Raw genomic sequence first — 21,539 nt, forward strand, 5'->3', positions numbered from 1 at the left:
CCCATGATCGACAATGCGCCCGCACGTGCTCGGCGGTCCCCACCCGGCGGTAACCACTCGGCGGTGCCCACAGAGACCAGGAGACGACGACATGGCGAACTCGCTCGACGACCCGAAGCAGGTCCTGGTCGACCGCGCCGCGCGCCGGATGGCGGAGGAGTTCGGCGACAGCGGCCTGACCCTCCGTCAAAAGCTGGCACTCACCTGCCGGATTCTGTACGACGCGGGCCACGACTCCGGCCTCGCGGGCCAGATCACGGCTCGGGGCGACCGACCCGGCACGTACTACACCCAGCGCCTCGGGCTCGGCTTCGACGAAGTCACCGAGGACAACCTGCTGCTCGTCGACGAGGACCTGAACGTGCTCGAAGGCGACGGGATGGCCAACCCCGCCAACCGGTTCCACTCGTGGATCTACCGGGCCCGCGAGGACGTCACCTGCATCGTGCACACGCACCCGCTGTACGCGTCCGCGCTGTCGATGCTCGAAGTCCCGCTGGTGATATCGCAGATGGACACCACGCCGCTGTACGACGACTGCGCCTTCCTCGCCACGTGGCCGGGCATACCCGTGGGTAACGAGGAGGGCGAGATCATCTCCGCCGCGCTCGGCGGAAAGCGCGCCGTCCTGTTGGCCCATCACGGCCAACTCGTCGCCGGCAGCGGGATCGAGGAGGCCTGCAACCTCGCCGTCCTGATCGAACGCGCCGCCCGCCTCCAACTCCTCGCCATGTCCGCCGGGACGATCAAGCCGCTGCCGGACGAGTTGGCCCGCGAGGCCCACGACTGGACGTCCACGCCCAAGCGCCACCAGGCCACCTTCGCCTACTACGCACGCCGCGCCCTCCGCAATCACCCCGACTGCGTCGCCGCGGGGGTTGTGGTTCGCTGAGGTTGGAAGCGGAATGTCGGGCGGGCGTTCGCCGCGCTCCTCTTGTGAGGCTTCGGCCTTGTGGGCAAGGTGAGTTGGTGCGCCGGACCACTCCGACACACGCCCCGGGGGCGACATGGCACGGAGAAGTACGCCACGTTTCAGGAGCCGCGCGGTACGTGCGGCAACCGCGCTCGCGATGGCCGTGGGAGCGGTGACGGCGGGCGTCGCGGCGGCGCCTCCCGCCGCGGCCGCCGTCCACTGCGACAACTGGACCAGCCGGTCGGCCCACGGAACGCAGTACAGCTGGCTGGTCCCGAGCGTCGGCAACAACACCGGCCAGACCAACTGCGTGCTGAGCCTGGACGACTACAACAACACCGCCGTGTGGGTGCTCCAATTGGCGCTGAACGAGTGCTACGGCCAAGGCCTCACCCACGACGGTGACTACGGTCCGTCCACCAGGCAGGCGGTCGTCAACGTCCAGACGTTCCACGGCTTCCCGCCGGCGAACCGCGATGGCGTGTACGGGCCGCAGACCCTTAACGCCATGGAATTCCCGGCCTTCAGCGCCGGTGGCACCTTCCTCGGCTGCTGGTGGTGGGTCTAGGGACGCGGCGTCAGCGGGCGGCGGCGCGGAAGTCGGCGAGCATGGTGTTGAGGCGGCCCGGGTCCGGGAGTTCGCGGGCGATGCCGTACGCGGTGCCGGCCGTAGCCCTCGCAAGTTCGCGTTCGCCTTGGTGGAGTTGGGCGAACGCGAGGCGCATGGTGGCGAACCCGCGATTGCGGCGCAGAGCGGGCGGGATGGTGGTGAGGGCGTGGTGCGCGGCGTATTCGGCGGAGGCCGGGTCGCCGAGGGCGAGTTGCGCCTTTGCGGTCAGCGTGTGCAACTCGCCGGTGCCGTAGAACGAGGCCCAGGCTGGGCGGTCCTTGTACTCCGCGCGGGCAAGGCAGTCGGAGGCATGGCCGAGATGACGAAGCGCGGCCCGGCGGTCGCCCAACGCTGCGTGTGTGCACGCTGCCTTCCCGTGCAGCATGGACGCAAAGAACTTGTCCTGCTTGGCGGTGGTCGTTGCGGCGGCAGCGCGGAGTGCGGCGAGTGAGTCAGTGTGGCTGGCTTGCTGATTGGCGATGACGCAGAGCGTGTTCCAGGCGGCGATTTCCGTCGTGCCGTCACCGGACATGCCGGCCAAGGTCAGGCTCGTGTGTGCGTGTCGTGACGCTTGTTCCAGGTCACGGGTATCGATGCACGACCATGCGGCGGCCGCGACGAACTGCGCAGCCACCGCATAGATCCGCGCGCGCACGCGCTGCGTTGCGCTGTTGGCAAGGGCCTCGCGACATGCGGTCGCGCCTGTCAGGGCAGCGAGTTCGAGTGCGCGGTGTCCACCCTTGTGGTCGTTGACGGTGATGAGGGTGGCAAGTTGCCCTTCCAGGCGCTTGGCGTCACTCATACCGACTGTGGTTGTGGCGGATGCCGCGGGAGCGAGTGCCGCCGCGGCGAGGCCAGTGCTCGCACCGATGAACGTACGTCGATTCACGGGTTCCTCCGGTGCCCGCGAGGAGCGTCGGCGACGGCGGGGGACGAACCCCAAGTCCTCGACGGGGCACTTGAATACTTCCATCAAAGCGTCGCGTTGACGCGCATGCGGCCAGCCGCATTCGCCGCTCAGCCAGCGGCGGATCGACTTGTCGGACAGCGTGCCGTACCGGCCCGTGCGCCGGCACTGCACCGCGTTCAGGCGCTCGGCCAACTCCTGCTGCGTGAAACCGTGTTCGCGCAGCGCGGCGGCGAGCTTCAGGTTTCTGGACATGTACGTACGGTAAGCGATCCGATCCGCAACGTGGTCGATTCCGGTGGCCTAAAACGTCCGGTTACCGGCGGGCCACACCGCCGTGCGGCGACCTGTTGGAGGGCGCGCACTTCCGCTGCGATTGAACGCGTCGGATTTCGCCGTACGAGGCAGGGAGCAGTGGGCATGGGCGAGTCGTCGGGGGAGCGGGCGCGCGCGGAGGCGCCGGAGGTGGGCGTTGTCCTGGACACGATCTACGGGCGCGCCCGTGTGATGGACGTGCTGCGACTCGGCGACGAGCCCGAGACCGTCTACCTGCGCCCCGAGCGCGGTGGCCGCGAATGGACGGTGTCGACGGCGCAGCTGCCGAGTGTGTTGCGGAGAGCCTGACTGCGTAGTGTGCCGAGGAGAACCTGACCGGGCGAGTGTGCCGCGGAGAGCTCGACCGCGCGAGGGTACTGCGGAGAGCGGAGAGCGGAGAGCTCGACCGCGACCCCCGCCGGTCCGGCGGCGTCGCGGCCCTGTGGTCGCTTCGCCGGCGCCGTCCCATCCGGAGACGTGCCCGGCCAGTGGACAACCATTGTTGTCAATCGCGGTCGGGGCCTACAGTGGCGCCCATGCCCGCCGAACCGTTGGTCCCCATTTTCTCCGAGCAGGAGATCGCCGCCTTGGCGCGCGCCGCGACGACAGACCTCGCGCAGCGTCTCGCTCAGCGCGCGTTCCGTCCGCTGGGCGCCCCGGGGCAGTCCGCAGAGGGTGCGGTGGAGGGCGATGCCTTGGCGACGCTGCATGTTCTGGTACACATGCAGCGGGCGGTCGAAGGGCTCATGGACGAGGCCGCCGCGCAGGCGGTCGGTGACGGCGCCGGCTATCCGCAGCTGGGCCGAGCCTGCCGCATCACGCGCCAAGGGGCGCGCAAGCGGTGGCCCGGGTTGGTGCCCACGTCAGGGGGCGCCGCTTCCGGCACGCCGGGCGGCGTCGGCCGGGACACGCAGGACGGTTCGGCCGACACGTAGCCGGTTCGGATGGTGCGGGGCCGTCCGCCTCGCGTACAGGCGACGTCCGCCTCGGGTTGGTGTGCATCGTGATGCGCGGCCCGGGTAGCGCGGGACGAGCAGGTGATTGGCCGACGCCGACGTTTCGGCAGGCCACGAAGCTATCTAGGGATGGGTGTATGGCTGAGCAGGACGCCCAGCGCCTTGTTGCGCTGCTGTCGTCGGACGACAGAAGGCTGGAGACACGCTGGGTGGAGGTGGTCACCTCCACGCTCGGCGGGCGCATGAGCCGTGCGGAGATCGAGCGCGAACTCAGCGAGTTCTACCGGGCTCTGGAAGCCGCGCTCCGCAGCGGTGACACCGATCCGCACGGCGACGCGTTCGCCGAGGTCCGGGCGCTGCTCAACGAGTTGTCGCGGAACCGCGCCCGGCAAGGGTTCACCCCGTCCGAGACCGCGGTCAGCGTCTTCGCGATCAAGCAGGCCCTCGAACCGGACCTGGTCAAGTCCTCGGACCCGCAGGCGATCCTCGACTACCTGGGGCTGTCGCAACTTCTCGACGCCCTTGGCATGTTCACGGTCGAGGCGTACGCCCGGGCCCGCGAGGAGATCATCAGCGCGCAGTCCGAGCAGCTCCTGGAGCTGTCCACGCCGGTGGTGAAGCTGTGGGAGGGCGTCATCGCCGTCCCGCTGGTCGGCACCCTCGACTCCGCCCGGACGATGGTCGTCATGGAGAAGATGCTCCAGGCGCTCATCGACACGGGTTCCGAGCAGGCGATCATCGACATCACCGGAGTGCCTGCCGTCGACACGCAGGTTGCGCAGCACCTGCTCAAGACCGTGGTGGCGGCCCGACTCATGGGTGCGGAGTGCACGATCTCCGGTATCCGCCCGCAGATAGCCCAGACGATCGTCGCCCTCGGCATCGAGTTCGGCGACATCGTCACCAAGGCGACCCTCGCCGACGCCCTGCGCCACGCGCTCGGGCGCTCCGTCGGGGACACGTCCCCGTTGACGGCTCGGCGCCGATGAGCCTACGCGTGCCGGTGCTGCGGATCGGCGACTCGCTCCTGGTGTCGATCCAGACCGACCTGGACGACGGATCGGTCCTGGTCCTCCAGGAGGATCTGGCGGCACGGGTCGTCGAGGACGGCGCCACCGGCGTGGTGATCGACATCTCCGCCGTCGAGATCGTGGACTCCTTCGTCGGCCGCATGCTGGCGACGATCGCGGCCATCTCCCGCATGCTGGACGCCGAGACGGTCGTCGTGGGCATGCGCCCGGCGGTGGCTATCACCTTGGTGGAGCTGGGTCTGACACTTGGCGGCGTGCGTACCGCGCTCACCCTGGAGAAGGGGCTCAAGGTCCTGGACGACGCCCGGGGCCGACGGCCTCAGGGCCTGCCCGACGCCCCCGAGCTTCGGTGATGTCCCCCGAAAACAGCGCCGCGGAAGGCACCGCAGTCACCGTCGCCATAGCCGCCGCCGGCGACGTGGTGCTGGCCCGGCAGTCGGCGCGGAACCTGGCGCTCGACTGCGGGCTCTCGCTGATCGACCAGACCAAGCTGGTGACCGCGGTCAGCGAGCTGGCGCGCAACACGTTGATCCACGGCGGCGGCGGGGGCATGCGTGCCTCGATCGTGCGGGACGGGGTGCGACGCGGCGTGTCCGCCGTGTTCGAGGACTCCGGCCCCGGCATCGCCGACCTGGACCTCGCCATGACCGACGGCTGGACCTCGGGTACCGGACTGGGGCTCGGCCTGAGCGGGTCGCGCAGGCTCGTCGACTCGTTCGAGATCGACACCGTTCCCGGGCGGGGAACCTCGGTGACGATCGTGAAGTGGGTCCGGTGACACTTCACGTGGTGCACTCCGACGACGTGGCGTGGTTCCGGGACAACCTCGGCTCCCTCCGAGGTGCCGCGGCCGCGCTCGGCCGCCGGATCGGCCTCGACGAACAGCGCTGCGGGGAAATCGCGCTTGCGGCGTCCGAGCTGGTGAGCAACCTCGTCAAGCACGCCGTCGACGGCGCCGTCGTGCTGCGGGTGCTGCGGGTCGGCGACGAGGCCGGCGTCGAACTGGTGGCCGTCGATCGCGGTCCGGGAATGGCCGACGCCGAGGCGGCGGTGCAGGACGGCTGTTCGTCCGTGGGAACTCTCGGCATCGGACTGGGCGCCATCGCACGGCTGGCCGACCTCTTCGACATCCACTCGGTGCCCGGGTTCGGAACGGTCGTGGCCGCGCGCTTCTGGTCCACCCGCGGAGCCGGACGCCCTGATGCGGGGACGTCACGGCAAGGGCACGAGGCCGCGGCCGCCGGGATCACCCGGGCGATCAGCGGCGAGGAGGTCTGCGGGGACGCCTGGGCGACCCGTGTCGACGACGGCGACGGCAGACAGTCCGTACGCGCGCCGGCCGGGCGGACGGCGTCGCCCGGTCTCGACTGGTCGGCCCTCACCGGCCTCGGCACGCGCGGCGACACGGCCCTCGGCACGCGCGGCGACACCGGCCGCGCGTGGGCCACCGGCACCGCGGTCGGCGCGGCGCCCGCAATGGGCGCCGGGCCCGCGATCGGCGCCGGCCCGGCGCTGATGGTCATGCTGTGCGACGGACTCGGCCACGGCCCCATGGCTGCCAAGGCCGCCGAGACGGCGACCCGGACGTTCCGCGGCGGCGGCGCCCGCCACCCCCAGGACGCCATCCAGGAAGTCCACGTCGCCCTCCGCGGCACCCGCGGGGCCGCCGTTGCCGTCGCGCGCATCGAACCCGCCGCGGAACGCGTGCTGTTCTGCGGCGTCGGGAACATCTCCGGCGTTCTGCTGGGTGCCGAGACGCACGCGACCCTGACTTCGTATCCGGGCATCGTCGGCCACCAGATGCGCAAACTGCGTAGCTTCGTCCATCCGCTCCCGCCCGGGGGTGCGCTGGTGATGCACTCCGACGGCCTGACCGACCGATGGAGCCTGGACACGGTCCCCGGACTTCTCTCCCAACGGCCTGTCGTGGTCGCCGCGCACCTTCTCGCGCACGCCGGGGTGCGTCGCGACGACGCGAGTGTGGTCGTCGCGAAGGGCGCGTGGTAGCCCGTGCCGGAAAGAGACGACGGCGTCCGGGGCGCGCTGCTGATCGCCGACATCGCCGACGAACAGGACGTCTTCGCACTGCGCCGCTACGCCAAGGCCGCCGCCGAGGCCGCCGGGATGGGACGCCTGGACCCGGTGCGCCTGGCCACCGCGCTCAGCGAACTCGGGCGCGATCTGCTCGGGCCGACGCCCTTGACGGCCGTGTTCGACGTGCCGGAGAAGGACCCGGACACGCTGCGCGTCGAGTTGATCTGGCGGGACGACCGGGAGCCGACCCCGGAGTCCCACCGTGCGGTGACCCGGCTTCTCGGCGACGCCAACCCCCGTCTGGTGCGCGCGGGCGACGGACGGGGCGGACGCGTCCTGCTGGACTGCCCGCTCCCGCCCGGCGACGGCGTGGCCTTGCGGCGTCGGCGGATCAGGGACGCCCTGGCGGCCGCGGCCGGCGCGGCCGCGGGCCTGGCCGAGGGGCTGCGGGCGCAGACCCGCGACCTGATGGCCGCCCTGGAGGAATCGAACGCCCAGCGCGAGGAGTTGGAACGGCTCAACCGCGAACTCGAGGACACCAACAAGGGTGTCATGGCCCTGTACACCGAGCTGTCCCAGGAACTCGAGGAGACCAACCGCGGCGTGGTCGCGCTGTACGCCGAACTGGAGGAGAAGAGCCGCCTGTTGCGCGAGGCTGGCGAGTCGAAGATGCGGTTCTGGTCCACCATCAGCCATGAGCTCCGCACCCCGATCAACGCCGTCATCGGCCTGAGCCGCCTGGTCCTGTCGCCGGACTCGGATCCGCTCACCAAGGAACAGCACCGCCAGGTCTCCCTGGTCGCGACGGCGGGGACGACTCTCCTGGTACTGGTCGACGAACTGCTCGACATGGCCAAGGCGGAGGCCGGGCGCCTGCAGCCGCATATCACCCGGGTCGACCTGGCCGCGACGTGCGCGCAACTGCGGGGCGTGCTGGTGGGCACCGGTCACCCGGGAGATGTCGCGCTCGTGCTTCCCGAGCGCACCACACCCCGGTACGTCGACACCGACGAAGTCATGCTCATCCGCATCCTGCGCAACCTGCTGTCCAACGCCCTCAAGTTCACCGTGCGCGGCGAGGTGCGGCTCGACGTCGCCGCGTTGTCCGGGCAGGGCGTCCAGATCACCGTGACCGACACCGGCATCGGCATCCCGGCGGACGAACTCGACCGGGTCTTCGAGGAGTTCCACCAGGTCCCGGGGCCGCTCCAACGGGTCCGCCCGGGCACCGGCCTCGGCCTGGCGTACGCCCGCCGGCTCACCGAAGCCCTCGGCGGCACGCTGACCCTGCACAGCACCCTCGGCGAGGGCACGCGCGCGTGCCTGTCCCTGCCCTTCGCCCTGGAGGACGACGACGGCCTTGTCCGGCCGCTCGCCGGCATCGTGGTCGTCGACGACGACCCGGTGTTCCACGAGGTGTTCGGACCGCTGCTGCACGCCGTCGCGGAACGCGTCGTCGAGTTGACCCGGGGGGCGGATGTCGTCGAGGTGGTGCGCCGCGAGCGTCCCACCGGCGTGGTCCTCGACCTCCAGATGCCCGACACCGACGGCTACGCCGTCCTGGCCGAACTGGCTGCCGACGACGAACTGCGCGACGTACCCGTGGTGGTGCTCACCGCGTCGGACCCTGCCGAGCAGAACCTCGGCCGGCTCCGGCACGCACGGGGTGTTCTGTCCAAGCACGGCGTGAGCGCACGCCGCATCGTGGAGATACTGGGCTCGGGGTCCCGGGAAGGCGGCCCGACGTGAGCACGACCGAGCCTCTCACGCCGGAAGCCGGCGCCCGTCTGCTGGTCGTCGACGACAACGCGGCGAACCGGTATGTCCTGCGCAGCTGGCTCGAACGCGCCGGCCACAGCGTGGTTGAGGCCGCGGACGGCACGGCCGCGCTGGCGACCCTCGCACGGCTCGACCCGGTGCCGGAGCTGGCCATCGTCGACGTCCGGCTCCCGGACATGAGCGGGTTCGAGGTGTGCGAGCGCATCAAGGCGGACCCGCGGACCACGGGCGTACCGGTTGTCCACGTGTCGGCCATCGCGGTCGCGACCGACGACCGCACGCAGGGCCTGTACCGCGGCGCGGACGCGTACCTGACCGAACCCATCGCGCCCACGGAGCTGTTGGCGACGGTGACCGCCGCGCTGCGCTACAGCCGCGCCAGGACCAGGGCCGAGCGGCTCACGGAGCGGATCCGGGACCTGCACCGGGCCACGCTGGACGTGTACGCCACCCAGGACGTGGCGGCGCTCGCCGAGGCTGCCGCCGCCGGTGCGTTCGGACTGTTCGGCACGAGCGTGCTCGTGCTCGCGCAGGCGTCCCGGAGTGAGCCCGTCCATGTCGCCCGGCACGACCGGCATGGGCCCGCGAATGCCGTGGCCGGCTCGCCGCGACTGCTCGCGGCGCTGGCCGCGAGGGTGCTGTCGAAGCGGGTCGGGGTCGGGGCGGTCGACGTCCCGGCGCGGGAGTGGCGCGGCCTCCATCGGGCGGCGACGGAGCCCCGGGGCCCGGGCCCCGGGGCCCCCGACCCGCGCGGCGCGGACCCTGTTGTCGCCGAATCCGATGTCCCGGGCCCTGTGGTCCGCGACCGCGATGTCCGGGGCTCTGGGGTCCCCGGCTCCGTTGTCCACGATCCCGCCACGGGACTGGACGGCGACGTGCTGGTGGTTGTGGCCCGCGCCCGGGCCGGTCAGCCGCCGGTCTGCATGGTGGTGGACGCCGGTGTTCCGTCCGCCGACGAAGCCCGCCCGATACTCACCCAGTTCGCCCAGGCCGTGGCCATGGCGCTGGAGGCGGTGCGGACGTACGCGGAGGAACACGACCTGGCGGTGACGCTGCAGCGCTCCCTGCTCCCCGCCAGGCTGCCCGACAGCGGGGCGACGATGGCCGTGCGGTACCTGCCCGCGGCCCAGCGCAGCGAGGTCGGAGGCGACTTCTACGACGCGTTCGCCACCGACGCCGGCCTGCTGGTCGCAGTCGGGGACGTCGCGGGCCACTCGCTGGAGGCGGCGGTGGTGATGGGCCAACTACGCCACGCCCTGCGGGCGTACGCGCTCGAAGGACACGGGCTGCGCGAGCTGGTCGTGCGGCTGGACGCCTATCTCGACCACGAATGCCCTACCTGGACGGCCACCATGTGCCTGGTCCTGGTGGCCCCGGACCGGTCCGGCGTCGAGGTCGCCAACGCCGGCCACCTCCCGCCGCTCCTGGCCCGACCCGGCGAACGGCCGGAGTACCTCACCGCACACGGGCCGCTGCTCGGGGTCGGCCTCGTGCATCCCGAGACCACCACGCACCGGGTGGTGCCGGGCACCCGCTTGGTGATGATCACCGACGGCCTGGTGGAGAGGCGCCGCGGCGACATGCAGGTACAACTGGACAGGCTGCTGGAGCTGGTGGCAAAGGCGTCGACCGGAGGCCCGGGAGACTCGGACACCGAAGGCCTGTGCGACCTCCTCGTCGACGCGTTCGGCGGTGCCGACCACGAGGACGACGTAGTGGTGGTCGCCGTCGACATCGAGGCTCCCTGAGCCCGCAGCCCGCAGCCCGCAGCCCCCTGGCCTGCAGCGCAGCCCCGCGGCCCCGAGCCCGTGCCTCTGAGCCGACGGCTCTGGGCACGTAGCCCGCAGCCCTGAACCCGCCGCCGCACCTCGGAGCCCTCGGCCGCCGACACAACCGTCGACTTCCGTTGTTCGGGGATTGCCCTTGGCGTGGCGCCTTGTTGGGGCGGGGTTCCTAGCGTCGGCCACCATGACCATCACGCACAGCTCGGCGCGCCCCCGCCGCACGACGGTTCTGGGGCTGGCCGCCCTGGCCACCGCTTCCTTGTTGCCACTCGCCGCGTCGGCCCCGGCCGGGGCCGACCCTGCCGCCGCCCCGAACGCCGCCTCCGCCTCCGCACCCGGCGATGTGGTGGTGTCCGCGGACTTCTCCGGGGACCGGCTCCCTGAGGGATGGCAGGCCGTCGACGGCCAGTGGACCGTCAGCGGCGGTCGGCTGTACGGGGTTTCGGCCTCCTCGGCGCAACTGGGCCGGATCACCTTCGGACGCAACCTCACCGACTTCCGGTTCGAGGCGACCGCCCGGTTCGAGAGCGTCGTGGACGCCGCGCGCTGGACCGCGCTCGGGCTGGACGTGCCGGCGAGCGGCGCCGTGCCGTGGTCGATCGCGACCATGCGCAGCGGTACGACGGCCGCCAACGGACTGGAGTTCGCGCAGCGCACCGCCGCCAACACCTGGAACGTCACGGACACCGCCGCCGCGCCCGCCGCGGCCGGGGTCGGACGCGACGTGCGGATCGCCGCCGAGGTGCACGGCGGCCAGGCGCGCTGGTTCTTCGACGGCAAGGAGGCCCTGCGGACCTCGCGTGTGCAGCGGTCCGCCGACGGGGGACAGGCACTGCTCGTCAACGGCTCGCGCGTGTCCTTCGACGACGTCAAGGTCACCGCCCTCGGCCCGGCAGGCTACCTGCGCCCGGCCGGATCGCCGCTGACCGTGATCGCGCATCGGGGCGCCTCGTCGGCGGCGCCGGAGAACACCCTCGTGTCGGACGAGGTGGCCCGGCGCGGCGGGGCGGAGTGGATCGAGAACGACGTCCAGCCCAGCAAGGACGGCGTGCCGCACATCCTGCACGACACCACCGTGGACCGGACGACCGACGGCGTCGGCCCGATCCGCGCGCTGACCGGCGCCCAACTCGCCGGGCTGGACGCCGGGTCGTGGTTCGCGCCCGCGTACACCGGCGCCCGCGTGCCCACCCTGACCGCGCAATTGGACGACCTGCGCACGCGCGGCGGCAAGTTGCTGCTGGAGATCAAGGGCGCGCACACCCGGGACGAGGTCGCGCGCATCGTCGCCGACATCCGTGCGGCGGGTATGACGGACCGGGTGTTCGTGCAGAGCTTCGAGGTCGACGCGCTGCGATACGTGCGCGACCTGGCTCCCGAACTCCCGCGCGGCCTGCTGCGCAGCACGTTGGACGCCGACCCGGTGGCGATCTCCGCGGAACTCGGCCTGGCGTCGTACAACCCGTCCGACGCCGCGCTCACGACCCGGCCCGGTGTCGTCGCCGACCTGCACCGCGCAGGCGTCGCCCTGATGGTGTGGACCGTGGACAGTGCGGCCCGCTGGCAGGCGCTGGAGGCCGCCGGCGTGGACGCGATCATCACCAACCGCCCGGCGGAGCTGGCCGGATGGAACGCCGCCTTCGTGCAGCGCCCGGTGCCGCAGCCGCCCGCGCCGCCGGCGGTCCGGGTGACCGGTCTGACGGACGGCGCCACCCTGGACCGCGCGCAGACCCCGGTGGTCGGGTCTGCCGCGACCGGCGCGGACAAGGTCGCACTGACCCTGGACGGCACGGCGATTGCCGCGGACAAGCCCCTCGACCTGCGCACGCTCCCGGCCGGACGCCACACCGTCACCGCGGAAGCCGTCGGCCCCGGCGGCACCGCTTCGGCAACGGCGGCCTTCACGGTCGCGGTGACCCCGACCGGCCTGGCCCACGTGCTCCTCACCTCGGGGGCCCAGCCGCACGCCGCCTCCACCCTGATGACGATGCTGGCGCAGAACCAGTGGACCCCGCTGGCACTGTGGGCCGAGAACCAGTCCGGACGTACGATCCCCGCCCCCGTGGCCAAGGTCGTCGCGGCGGACGCGCGCATCCTCGCGGGCCGCTGACCGACAGCGGCGTACGACAACGGGCGGTGGCTCCGGCGGGTGCCGGGGCCACCGCCCGCGTCGTGCGGCGGAAGCGGGGCGTGTCAGCCCAGTTCGTTGCCGAGGATGGAGATGAAGGAGACCATCTCGCCCGGGTAGCCACCCAGGTTGTGGGTGAGGGCGAGCTTGCGGTCGGTCTCCGGGATGCGGCGCTCGGCCGGGGCCTCGCCGCGCATTTGCAGCCAGGCCTCGAACATCATGCGCAGCCCGGAGGCGCCGACCGGGTGCCCGAAGGACTTGAGGCCGCCGTCGGGGTTGACCGGGAGGCGTCCGTCGAGGTTGAAGGCCCCGGCGAGGACCTCCTTCCAGGCGGTGCCGCGGTCGGCGAACTGCAGGTCCTCCATGAGGACCAGCTCGGTCGGGGTGAAGCAGTCGTGCACCTCGGCCATCGCGATCTGGTTGCGCGGGTCGGTGACGCCCGCCTGGGCGTACGCGTCCTTCGCGCAGGCCGCGATCTCCCAGAAGGTCGTGTAGTCGTACTCGGGGTCGATCACGCCCGAGCCGTTGCCCGCGACCATCGACAGCGCCTTGATGAAAAGCGGCTTGTCGGTGTACTTGTACGCGTCCTCGGCCCGCACCACGATCGCCGCCGCCGCGCCGTCCGCGACGCCCGCGCAGTCGAAGACGCCGAGCTGGCCGGCGAGCTTCGGCATCGCGGAGATCTTCTCCGGCGCGATCTCCTTGCGGAACTGCGCGCGCGGGTTGCGGGCGCCGTTGTAGTGGTTCTTCGACGCGATGTGCGACAGGACGGCGCGCATCTCCTCCTCGGAGACGCCGTACCTGTGGCCGTACGCGGGCGCCACCATCGAGAACATCGCCGCCGCGGTGAGCGTGCGCGCGGTGCCGTCGCCGGGGACCGGGAACGCGTTGAGGCCCTGGTAGCCGCCGTCCTTGACCTTCTCGACGCCGACCGCCATCGCGACGTCGTACGCGCCCGAGGCGACCGCGTACGCCGCCTGCCGCAGCGCCTCCGAGCCCGTCGCGCACATGTTCTCGACGCGCGTGACCGGCTTGTTCTGGATCTGCAGCGGCTTGGACAGCACCATGCCGCTCATGCCGGTCTGCGCGGTGCCGAGCCAGAAGGCGTCGACGTCGTCCTTCGCGATGCCCGCGGACGCGAACGTCTCCTGCGCGGCGTCGATCAGCAGGTCGTCGGTGCCCTTGTCCCAGGCCTCGACGAAGGGCGTGCAGCCCATGCCGACGATCGCGACGCGGTCCTTGATGCCGTGGGATCCCATACTCAGGCCTCCTGCGCCGCTGCGGACGAAGACGGGGACGGGGAGGTCCGCACGGGGCGGGCCTTCCAGAAGTAGTTGTGGATGCCGTCGCCGGTACCGATCCGACGGAACGTCAGCTCGACCCGGTCGCCGATCGCGACCTGGTCGGCGTCCATGTCCGTCAGCTCGATCGGCAGCCGCCCTCCGCCGTCGAAGTCCACGACCGCGAACACCACCGGCGGGGACGGCGAGTACGCCATCCGGTCAATGGTGAACGTCTTGACGGTGCCCACCGATTCCGCCATCGGGATCGGCTCCATGTCGTCCACCGCGCCGCCGTTCATCGACACGCGCGCGGGCGGCAGGTGCAGGGCACCCGAGGAACGGTCCTGCGAGCCGACGAACCCGAACTTCCAGTCCACCGACCGCACCGCGGCCGACGACGAGGTACGTGCGGGCTCCGGCCGCCGCGGCGGCTCGACCTGGAGCGTGCCGCGCCAGGCCAGGAACTTGCCGTACGCGATCGGCGCGCCGCCGGCGACCTGCGCGGCGACCGGGCGCGTCGGAGCGTACGAGCCCAGCGCCTCGGTGGTGCGGAACAGGAACACCTCGGCGCCGTCCGACAGGACGACCACCGCGACGACCTTGCCCGCGGCCGAACCGGCCGTGCCCGCGAGGGCGTCGAGGACGGACGCGAGCAGCACGCCCGGGTGCGCCGCGCCGGTGGTGCCCACGGTCGCGGCGAGGTCGTCCGCTAGCACCCCCTCGCGTACCCCGAGCTTGCGGCCGAGGCCGGCCACCGCGCGGGCGTGCAGGCCGGTGACCACGGCGTGGTCGACCTGGTCGGCGGTCAGGCCGGTCGACTTGAGGGCGTCCGTCCAGGCCTGGCGTCCGGCGGCGAGGTACTGGTTCTCGCCGAACTTCTCCTCCCACAGCTTCGAGCGCGTGTCGCCCGGCGTACGCCAGCGGTCGACGAACTCGGCCGTGGCCGAGGCACCGCCCAGGTACTCCGCGATGACCGCGCCGTCCGCCGCCGACCCGACCAGCAGGGCCGAGGCGCCGTCGCCGCCCGCCGACTCGTCGCCCGAGCCGGGCAGGCCGCCGCGGATGTCCGAGCCGACGACCAGGGCGGACGAGCCCCCGTCGAGGGCCAGGCGGAGCAGGCCCGCGGCCGAGCGCACCGAGCCCGTCGCGTCGATTGCGGCCACGCCGCCGTCCAGCCGCAGCGCGGCGTGGATCGCCGTCGCGTTGGTGCGGTCCGCGTACGCGGGCGCGACCGTCGCGAACAGCAGCGAGCGCGGCGAGACACCGGGCGTGTCGCGCAGCGCGTTGCGCGCCGCCTCCACGCCGAGGGTGGTGGTGTCCTCGTCGAACGACGCGACGGTGCGGGTGCCCCGTCCGCCGCCGGTGCCCGCGACCGGGGCGATGCCCTTGCGGTCGAGGCGGCGGTACGGCAGGTACGCGCCATAGCCCAGGATGCCGCGCACGGCTCCTCCGGTGTTCGGTGTGGTCATCGTGGTAGGTACCGTCACTTCCGCTCGTCGGCGCTCTGTGGCGAGTCGTCGCAGTCCATCAGTTCGGGCAGTGCAGTTCGGGCGGTGCAGTTCGGGCGGTGCAGGCGGTGCGGGCAGTGCAGACCGGGTGCGGGGCCGGGGCTGTGCTTCGTGTCCGGGTGCTTCGTGTGCCGGTGCTTCGTGTGCTGTGTTCTCCGCGGTGTTGCGTGCGCTGTGCTCTGTTCCGTTCTGTTCTGTTCTGTTCCGAGTGCAGTCTGCGCCCCGCGCGCAGCCCGCCGACGGATCAGCCGGTCGCGCCGGACTCGGTCAGGCGCGCGATCTCCTCCGGCGACAGCCCGAGTTCGTCGCGCAGGATCTCCTCGGTGTGCTCGCCGAGCCACGGCACCCGGCTCGCGGGCGCCTCGGCCACCTTGGACAGCTTGACCGGGTTGCCCGGCGAGAGCACCGGCTCGGGTACGCCGTCCGTACGCTCCATCGCCACGAGCATCTTGCGGTTCCTGACGTGCTCGTCCTCGATGACGTCGCCGGGGTTGTAGATCGGACCGGACGCCACGCCCACCCCGCTGAGCGCCGCGCACGCCTGGACGCGGCTCTTGTCCGCCGCCCACGTCTCCACCCCGGGGCGGATGACGTCCTCAAGGTGGTTGAACCAGTCCTGCGGGCCGGCCAGACGCGGGTCGTCGACCCACTCCGGGTGGCCGACCAACTCGGCGAGCGCCTTGAACATGTGCGGGCGGGCGCACTGGATGATCAGGTAGCCGTCGAAGGCCTTGAACGAGTGGTTGATGAGCGGGGCCAGGCCCGGGTCCTTCAGGCCCATCGACCAGTAGCTGATGCCGGCGTCGTTGAGGGCGACCATCGCGTCGAACATCGCGATGTCGACGTACTGGCCCTGCCCGGTCGCGTCGCGGTGCCGCAGCGCCGCGAGCACGCCGATGACCGCGAACAGCGCCGATCCGGTGTCGCCGAGCGCCCCGAGCGGCGACACGATCGGCGCGATGCCGGGGGCGCGCTTGAACTCGTAGAGGCCGGCCATGCCCTCGGCGATCGGGGCGTACGCCGGCCAGCTCGTGTACGGGCTGTCGCTGGTGTTGCCGAAGCCGGACACCGACAGGTAGATGGCCCGCGGGTTGATGGCGGCGATGTCCTCGTAGCCGAGGCCGAGCCGGCCCGCGACGCCCGGCTTGAAGTTCTCGCACACGATGTCGGCCTTCGCCGCCAGCTTGCGCACGATCTCCAGGCCCTCGGGGTTCTTCAGGTCCACGGTGATGCTGCGCTTGCCCATGTTGTTGCGCAGGAACGTCACCCCGACCTTGCGGCCCTCGGGGTCGTTCATCGACGGCAACGAGGTCCGCCCCGAGTCGCCCGTCCCCGGCGACTCGATCTTGATCACCTCGGCGCCGAACCTGGCCAGCATCTGGGTCGCGTACGGCAGGGCCTGCATCTGCTCGATGGCCAGGACCCGGACCCCGTCCAGGGGCTTCCCGAACCGCTCAAGGCCCTCGTCGCCGACCTCTCCCACGCTCATTGTGTCTCCGTCCATGGTGGTGCCCATTCTGGCCGGATGACCCGCCTGACCTGGGCTTCCGCCACCGGCCAGGGGTTTCCACCCTGCCTTGCCACCATAGCTGACGGAGAGTCAGATAAGCAGGGGGTGCGGGCGTGACGGAGCGCACGCACTCGGCTGCGGCAGGGTTTGCGCCCGGTCGACGACGCGGCTGCGGGCGCTGCGGGCCGCGGTCACGGCGATGATGCCGGCGGGCAGTGCGAGGGTGGGGCCCGCACCCGGGCTCGGGGAGGCCGAGTCGGCCGGACGCCGGAGTTCGGGGCCTGGTCGGGCGGGTTCAGGAGTGGCGGCGGCTGCCCGGGGTGAAGGTGACCGGGAGGTGCTTGATGCCGCCGATGAAGCTGGAGCGGAGGATCTCCGGGGGACCGGCGAGGGTGAGGTCGGGGAGGCGCTCGACGATCTCCTCGAAGATCAGCTTCAGCTCCATGCGGGCCAGGTTCGCGCCCAGACAGAAGTGCGCCCCGCCCCCGCCGAAGGCGACCTGCGGGTTGGGCGAGCGGGTGATGTCGAAGGTGAACGGGTCCGCGAAGACCGACTCGTCGCGGTTGGCGGAGATGTACCAGAGGACGACCTTGTCGCCCGCGGACATCTGCCGGCCGCCGATCTCGACGTCGCGGGTGACGTGGCGGCGGAAGTAGTAGACCGGGCTGGCCCACCGCAGGAACTCCTCGACCGCGCCGTCCATCAGCCCCGCGGGGTCGGCCTTGAGGGCCGCGAAGGTCTCGGGGTTCTGGAGCAGCGCGAGCATCGCCCACGACGTGGTGTTGCGCGTCGTCTCGTTGCCGGCCACCGCGAGGAGCAGCATGAAGAAGTCGAACTCGGTCTCGCTGAGCCGGTCGCCGTCGATCTCCGCGTTGATGAGCTTGGTGACGATGTCGTCGCGCGGGTCCTCGCGCCGCCGGTCGGCCAGCTGGTGCGCGTACCCGTACAGCTCCGCCGCCGCGGCGCCGCCGCTGCCGTCCTCGTCGACGAACTCGGGGTCGTCGATCCCGATCATGCGGTTGGTCCAGTCGAACAGCAGCCGCCGGTCCTCCTGCGGCACGCCCATGATCTCGGCGATCGCCTGGAGCGGCAGTTCGGCGGCGAGGTCCTCGACGAAGTCGCACGCGCCGCGTTCGATGATGTTGTCCACGATCAGGTGCGCGCGGTGGCGCAGGTGCTGCTCCAGCAGCCGGATCATGCGCGGCGTGAACCCGGTGTTGACGAGCTTGCGGTAGCGGGTGTGCTTGGGCGGGTCGGTGTAGAGCATCATCAGGCCGCGCAGGTCGCTGCCGCCGCCTCCGCCGACCGCGCGCAGTTCGTCCGCGGTCACGAACCCGTTGACGCCCTCGGCCTCGGACGAGAACGTCTGGCTGTCACGGCTCGCGGCCACCACGTCCGCATGCCGGGTGAGGTTCCAGAAGCCCGCGTCGGTCGGGTGCTCGTGCCACGCGACCGGGGCCTCGGCGCGCAGCCTGCGGAACATCTCGTGGTGTTCGCCGTCGCGGAACCGGTCCAGGTCGAGCAGGTCGATCCCGGGCGGGACGACGGGACGCGAGGCGGTGTTCGGCGAGGGCATGACACGTCTCCTCGTACCGGCATGGATGGTGGTGCCGGCCTTGTCGGACCAGAGCTGCGATGCTACGGCGATTTACTTGCTCCGGACAAGGATTCGGGGCGTCGGTGCGGGTGGCCGGCACCCGCCGGGGGGCGGCGCGGTGTTGCGGCGACGGCCGGGCGGGGTGGGGGAGCGGGCCGGGGCGACGGTGTACGGGCCATCCACTTTCCGGGCCGCATCGCGTACGGTGCGCCCTACCGACGGGGCGAAGCAGCGACATGGCGACGACGCACTGACGACGCACTGACGGACTGACGACGAGACGACGACGATCCGGGGAGACACGATGCGCGCGGACGAGTACACGGCACTGGACGGGACCGGCCTGGCCGCCCTGGTGACGAAAGGCGAAGTGACGCGCGAGGAGGTCCTGGACGCCGCACTCGCCGTGCTGGCCGAGCGAGGTACCGAGACGAACGCGCTCGTCGAGGTCTCCGAGGAGCAGGCCCGCGCCGCGGCGCGGGCGGGCGTGCCGGGTGCGTTCGCGGGCGTACCGACGCTCATCAAGGACCTCGGCTGCGACGTCGCCGGGCTGCCCACCCGCAACGGCTCGCGCCTGTTCGCGGACGCCGCGCCGTCCGAGGACGAGAGCACCCTCGTCAGCCGGCTGCGCGGGGTCGGTGCCGGGATCCTCGGCAAGACCGGGACCCCCGAGTTCGGCTTCGGCACCAGCACCGAGCCCGCCCTGAGCGGCCCAGTGCGCAATCCGTGGAACACCGCGCACAGCGCGGGCGGCTCCAGCGGCGGATCGGCGGCTGCCGTCGCGGCCGGGATCGTGCCCTTCGCGCACGCGACCGACGGCGGTGGCTCGATCCGCATTCCGTCGTCCTGCTGCGGGCTGTTCGGCCTCAAGCCCAGCCGCGGCCGGGTCAGCCTCGGCCCGAAGGGCGAGAACTGGGCGGGGCTTTCGGTCGCCCACGTGGTCACGCGCAGTCTGCGCGACAGCGCGGCGCTGCTCGACGTCCTCGGGGCGCCGGCGCCGGGGGAGCCGTACGGTGCGCCCGGCCCGGCCCGGCCGTACCGCGACGAGGTCGGCGCCGACCCGGGCCGCCTGCGCATCGGACTGCTGGTCGACGCCCCCGACCCGGCCGTCGACGTCGACCCGGCCTGCCGCGACGCGGCCCGCGACGCCGCCGCCCGGCTCGCGTCGTTCGGACACGAGATCGAACCGCTCGCCTGGCCCTCGACGTTGGTCCGGCCGGGCGAGGTCGTCTCGGTGATCTCCGCCGTGCACACCGCGCGCACCGTCGACCAACGGCTCGCCGAACTCGGGCGCGAGCAGCGCGAGGACGACCTCGACGGTGCGACCGCGATCGTGGTCGGCCACGGCCGCCGGATCGACCTGACCCGCTACGTCGACGCCATCGACACCATGTACGCGACGGGCCGCCTGATCGCCGGCTTCATGTCCGGCTTCGACGCGCTGCTCACCCCGTCCATGGCCGTCACGCCGCCGCCGATCGGCGAGTTGGACCCGAACCGCGACCCGGCGTCGGCCCTCCAGGGCATGCGCGGGATGGCCGCCTTCACCGGCCTGTTCAACGTCACCGGCCAGCCCGCCGCGTCGATCCCCTTCGGCCGCACCGCCGACGGCCTCCCCCTCGCCGTCCAACTGGTGACCCCCTACGGCGACGAGTCCACCATCCTCCGCCTCGCCGGCCAACTCCTCGACGGCGACCTGCTCCCCATCGCATAACCACAAGTCACGACGAACGCGTGGCACCCCGGAAGGTGCCGCGGTCGGGCGCCGGTTGAACCCGCTGTGACCGGCAACGCGGTGAGCGTTGCCGGCCACAGGACGGGTCAGTGCCAGTTGCTGATCATCACGTCGTTGGGGGAGGGCTCGCCCTTGCCGGTCTCGACGAGGCGCTTGAGGCTCATCAGGTAGATGGCCCACTTGGTGCTGCAGTGGTGCATGAACTCCGCCTGCTTCTCCCAGCCTTCATGCTTGAACAGCACGATGGTGAAGTCGTCCTCCCGCTTGAGGTCGAAGCGGACGCGGGTGCCGATCCACTCCTCGGGGCCGTCGGCGACCTCCCAGAGCACGTGGTCGGCGCGCTGGGACTCCAGGACTTTCATGTCGAAGCCGCCGGGTATGAAACGGAATTGCACGACTCCGCCGATGTCGGTGCTGCCCTCCGTCTCCTCCGTCCACCAGCCGGCCAGCCCGTCGATCGTGGTCAGGGCGTCGTACACGGCGTCGGGGGACGCGGTGACGCCGATCCTGTGCAGGATGTCAGCCATTTCAATACCTCGCTTGTCGTGTGGGCGCCCGTTCGCAGGCGCGGTCCACCGGCGCGGCCGCGGGAGTGCGGCGACGCTCGTACGTGCGTGTGCGGGGAGAGGTCAGGCCTCTCGGTCCCGTTGGATGGCCTCGGCGATCCGCTTGATGCGCCGCAGTCGGGCGTCCCAGGCGGCGCCGACCGAGGACAACTGGGCGACGGCCCGGGCGAGTTGGGCCTCGTCCACCTCGTAGCGGCGTTCGCGTCCGGACGGTGTGTCGTGGACCAGCCCGACGCGGCCCAGGACGCCCAGGTGCTTCGCCACCGCCTGCCGGGTGACCGGCAGTTGCTCGCTCAGCGTGGTCGCAGTACCGCCGCCTCCGGCCAGCAGGAGGTCGAGCATCTGCCGACGGATCGGGTCGCCGACCGCGGACCAGAGTTCGTCGTCGATTGCCGCGCTCATCGCACCGACGCCTGTTTGGCGGCGTACGCGACAAGTCGGGGCAGGAAGTGGTCCCAGCCGGTGACGTGGTCGCGGTACTGCTCCTCCAGTACGGCCGCCTCCCAGCCCTTCTCGCGGAACCCCTCCTCGGTGAACCGCACCAGCGTGCCGCCGTCCGACGGGATCAGGTCGAAGGTGACCAGAAGCGAGTTGGTCGGCGTCGCGGCGTCGGCCTCGTCGTAGACCCAGCGGAAGGAGAACCGGCGGGGCGGGTCCGCTTCGACGACGGTGAGCGGTGCCACGTGCGGATTCGCCGTCTGTGCGGTGCCGAACGTGATGACGCCGGTGCCGCCGGGCACGGGGTCGAGCTCCGCCTCGTCCGGCCACCACTCCCGCAGGTGCTCCGGGGTGCTGATCACCTCGTAGACCACGTCGGGTGCGGCCTCGATGCGCAGTTCCCGGGCGATGCTCCCGTACTCCATGGCCCTCCTCGCGTCTTGCA

General features: G+C 71.8%; 20 protein-coding genes. 12 read left to right on the forward strand and 8 right to left on the reverse strand.

The genetic code is table 11. The features are described from left to right. The first annotated feature begins 91 nt into the window (after positions 1-91). Together ACWD12_RS36285 and ACWD12_RS36290 are read left to right on the forward strand one after the other, a co-directional pair. The gene (locus tag ACWD12_RS36285; protein WP_450103155.1) at positions 92-892 is read left to right on the forward strand and encodes an aldolase; all 801 of its coding nucleotides are present in this window, start codon (positions 92-94) and stop codon (positions 890-892) included. A gap of 178 nt (positions 893-1,070) precedes the next feature. Then, complete coding sequence (locus tag ACWD12_RS36290) at positions 1,071-1,481, forward strand: peptidoglycan-binding domain-containing protein (RefSeq protein WP_450103156.1); 411 nt, start codon at positions 1,071-1,073, stop codon at positions 1,479-1,481. A gap of 10 nt (positions 1,482-1,491) precedes the next feature. On the opposite strand, the gene ACWD12_RS36295 is transcribed toward ACWD12_RS36290, so the two are convergent. Beyond that, positions 1,492-2,685, reverse strand: coding sequence for an XRE family transcriptional regulator (locus ACWD12_RS36295; protein WP_450103157.1), 1,194 nt, complete (start codon positions 2,683-2,685; stop codon positions 1,492-1,494). A 165-nt stretch (positions 2,686-2,850) separates the two neighbouring features. Between ACWD12_RS36295 and ACWD12_RS36300 the strand changes: the two genes are divergently transcribed. The 9 genes from ACWD12_RS36300 to ACWD12_RS36340 all read left to right on the forward strand — a co-directional run bounded on the left by ACWD12_RS36300 (position 2,851) and on the right by ACWD12_RS36340 (position 12,439). Further along, positions 2,851-3,054 carry a hypothetical protein gene (locus ACWD12_RS36300; protein WP_450103158.1) on the forward strand — a complete coding sequence of 68 codons (204 nt, stop codon included), beginning with the start codon at positions 2,851-2,853 and terminating at the stop codon, positions 3,052-3,054. Positions 3,055-3,281: 227 nt separating this feature from the next. Continuing rightward, positions 3,282-3,680, forward strand: coding sequence for a hypothetical protein (locus ACWD12_RS36305; RefSeq protein WP_450103159.1), 399 nt, complete (start codon positions 3,282-3,284; stop codon positions 3,678-3,680). 158 nt (positions 3,681-3,838) lie between these two features. Continuing rightward, positions 3,839-4,690, forward strand: a complete 852-nt coding sequence (locus ACWD12_RS36310) for an STAS domain-containing protein (RefSeq protein ID WP_450103160.1) — start codon at positions 3,839-3,841, stop codon at positions 4,688-4,690. Further along, positions 4,687-5,085: an STAS domain-containing protein gene (locus ACWD12_RS36315; protein WP_450103161.1), complete on the forward strand. Its 399-nt coding sequence runs from the start codon at positions 4,687-4,689 to the stop codon at positions 5,083-5,085. Before ACWD12_RS36310 ends, ACWD12_RS36315 begins: the two co-directional genes overlap by 4 nt. Continuing rightward, complete coding sequence (locus ACWD12_RS36320; protein WP_450103162.1) at positions 5,085-5,510, forward strand: ATP-binding protein; 426 nt, start codon at positions 5,085-5,087, stop codon at positions 5,508-5,510. Before ACWD12_RS36315 ends, ACWD12_RS36320 begins: the two co-directional genes overlap by 1 nt. Next, a complete protein-coding gene (locus tag ACWD12_RS36325) occupies positions 5,498-6,739 on the forward strand; it encodes an ATP-binding SpoIIE family protein phosphatase (RefSeq protein WP_450103163.1) in 1,242 nt (413 codons plus the stop codon). The genes ACWD12_RS36320 and ACWD12_RS36325 overlap by 13 nt, the downstream gene beginning before the upstream one ends. Positions 6,740-6,742: 3 nt before the next feature. Continuing rightward, positions 6,743-8,515 (forward strand): ATP-binding response regulator, encoded by a 1,773-nt coding sequence (locus ACWD12_RS36330; RefSeq protein WP_450103164.1) that lies wholly within the window; start codon positions 6,743-6,745, stop codon positions 8,513-8,515. Further along, positions 8,512-10,293: a SpoIIE family protein phosphatase gene (locus tag ACWD12_RS36335; RefSeq protein WP_450103165.1), complete on the forward strand. Its 1,782-nt coding sequence runs from the start codon at positions 8,512-8,514 to the stop codon at positions 10,291-10,293. The genes ACWD12_RS36330 and ACWD12_RS36335 overlap by 4 nt, the downstream gene beginning before the upstream one ends. 220 nt (positions 10,294-10,513) lie before the next feature. Then, positions 10,514-12,439: a glycerophosphodiester phosphodiesterase gene (locus ACWD12_RS36340; RefSeq protein ID WP_450103166.1), complete on the forward strand. Its 1,926-nt coding sequence runs from the start codon at positions 10,514-10,516 to the stop codon at positions 12,437-12,439. Between the two features lie 83 nt (positions 12,440-12,522). Here ACWD12_RS36340 and ACWD12_RS36345 read toward each other — a convergent pair whose 3' ends face one another. The 4 genes from ACWD12_RS36345 to ACWD12_RS36360 form a co-directional block, all read right to left on the reverse strand. Beyond that, complete coding sequence (locus ACWD12_RS36345; protein ID WP_450103167.1) at positions 12,523-13,716, reverse strand: acetyl-CoA acetyltransferase; 1,194 nt, start codon at positions 13,714-13,716, stop codon at positions 12,523-12,525. Between the two features lie 2 nt (positions 13,717-13,718). Next, on the reverse strand, positions 13,719-15,209 hold the full coding sequence (locus ACWD12_RS36350) for an OB-fold domain-containing protein (RefSeq protein ID WP_450103168.1): 1,491 nt from the start codon (positions 15,207-15,209) through the stop codon (positions 13,719-13,721). A 283-nt stretch (positions 15,210-15,492) separates the two neighbouring features. After that, positions 15,493-16,737 carry a CaiB/BaiF CoA transferase family protein gene (locus ACWD12_RS36355; protein WP_450103169.1) on the reverse strand — a complete coding sequence of 415 codons (1,245 nt, stop codon included), beginning with the start codon at positions 16,735-16,737 and terminating at the stop codon, positions 15,493-15,495. Between the two features lie 316 nt (positions 16,738-17,053). Then, the gene (locus ACWD12_RS36360) at positions 17,054-18,334 is read right to left on the reverse strand and encodes a cytochrome P450 (protein WP_450103170.1); all 1,281 of its coding nucleotides are present in this window, start codon (positions 18,332-18,334) and stop codon (positions 17,054-17,056) included. 325 nt (positions 18,335-18,659) lie between these two features. Between ACWD12_RS36360 and ACWD12_RS36365 the strand changes: the two genes are divergently transcribed. Next, complete coding sequence (locus ACWD12_RS36365) at positions 18,660-20,069, forward strand: amidase (RefSeq protein ID WP_450103171.1); 1,410 nt, start codon at positions 18,660-18,662, stop codon at positions 20,067-20,069. A 107-nt stretch (positions 20,070-20,176) separates the two neighbouring features. On the opposite strand, the gene ACWD12_RS36370 is transcribed toward ACWD12_RS36365, so the two are convergent. The 3 genes from ACWD12_RS36370 to ACWD12_RS36380 form a co-directional block, all read right to left on the reverse strand. Further along, the gene (locus tag ACWD12_RS36370; protein ID WP_358365251.1) at positions 20,177-20,617 is read right to left on the reverse strand and encodes an SRPBCC family protein; all 441 of its coding nucleotides are present in this window, start codon (positions 20,615-20,617) and stop codon (positions 20,177-20,179) included. Positions 20,618-20,719: 102 nt separating this feature from the next. Next, positions 20,720-21,058, reverse strand: coding sequence for an ArsR/SmtB family transcription factor (locus ACWD12_RS36375; protein WP_358365248.1), 339 nt, complete (start codon positions 21,056-21,058; stop codon positions 20,720-20,722). Then, on the reverse strand, positions 21,055-21,519 hold the full coding sequence (locus tag ACWD12_RS36380; protein ID WP_450103172.1) for an SRPBCC domain-containing protein: 465 nt from the start codon (positions 21,517-21,519) through the stop codon (positions 21,055-21,057). The genes ACWD12_RS36375 and ACWD12_RS36380 overlap by 4 nt, the downstream gene beginning before the upstream one ends. Positions 21,520-21,539 lie beyond the last annotated feature (20 nt).

The sequence above is a fragment of the Streptodolium elevatio genome (assembly GCF_053592165.1).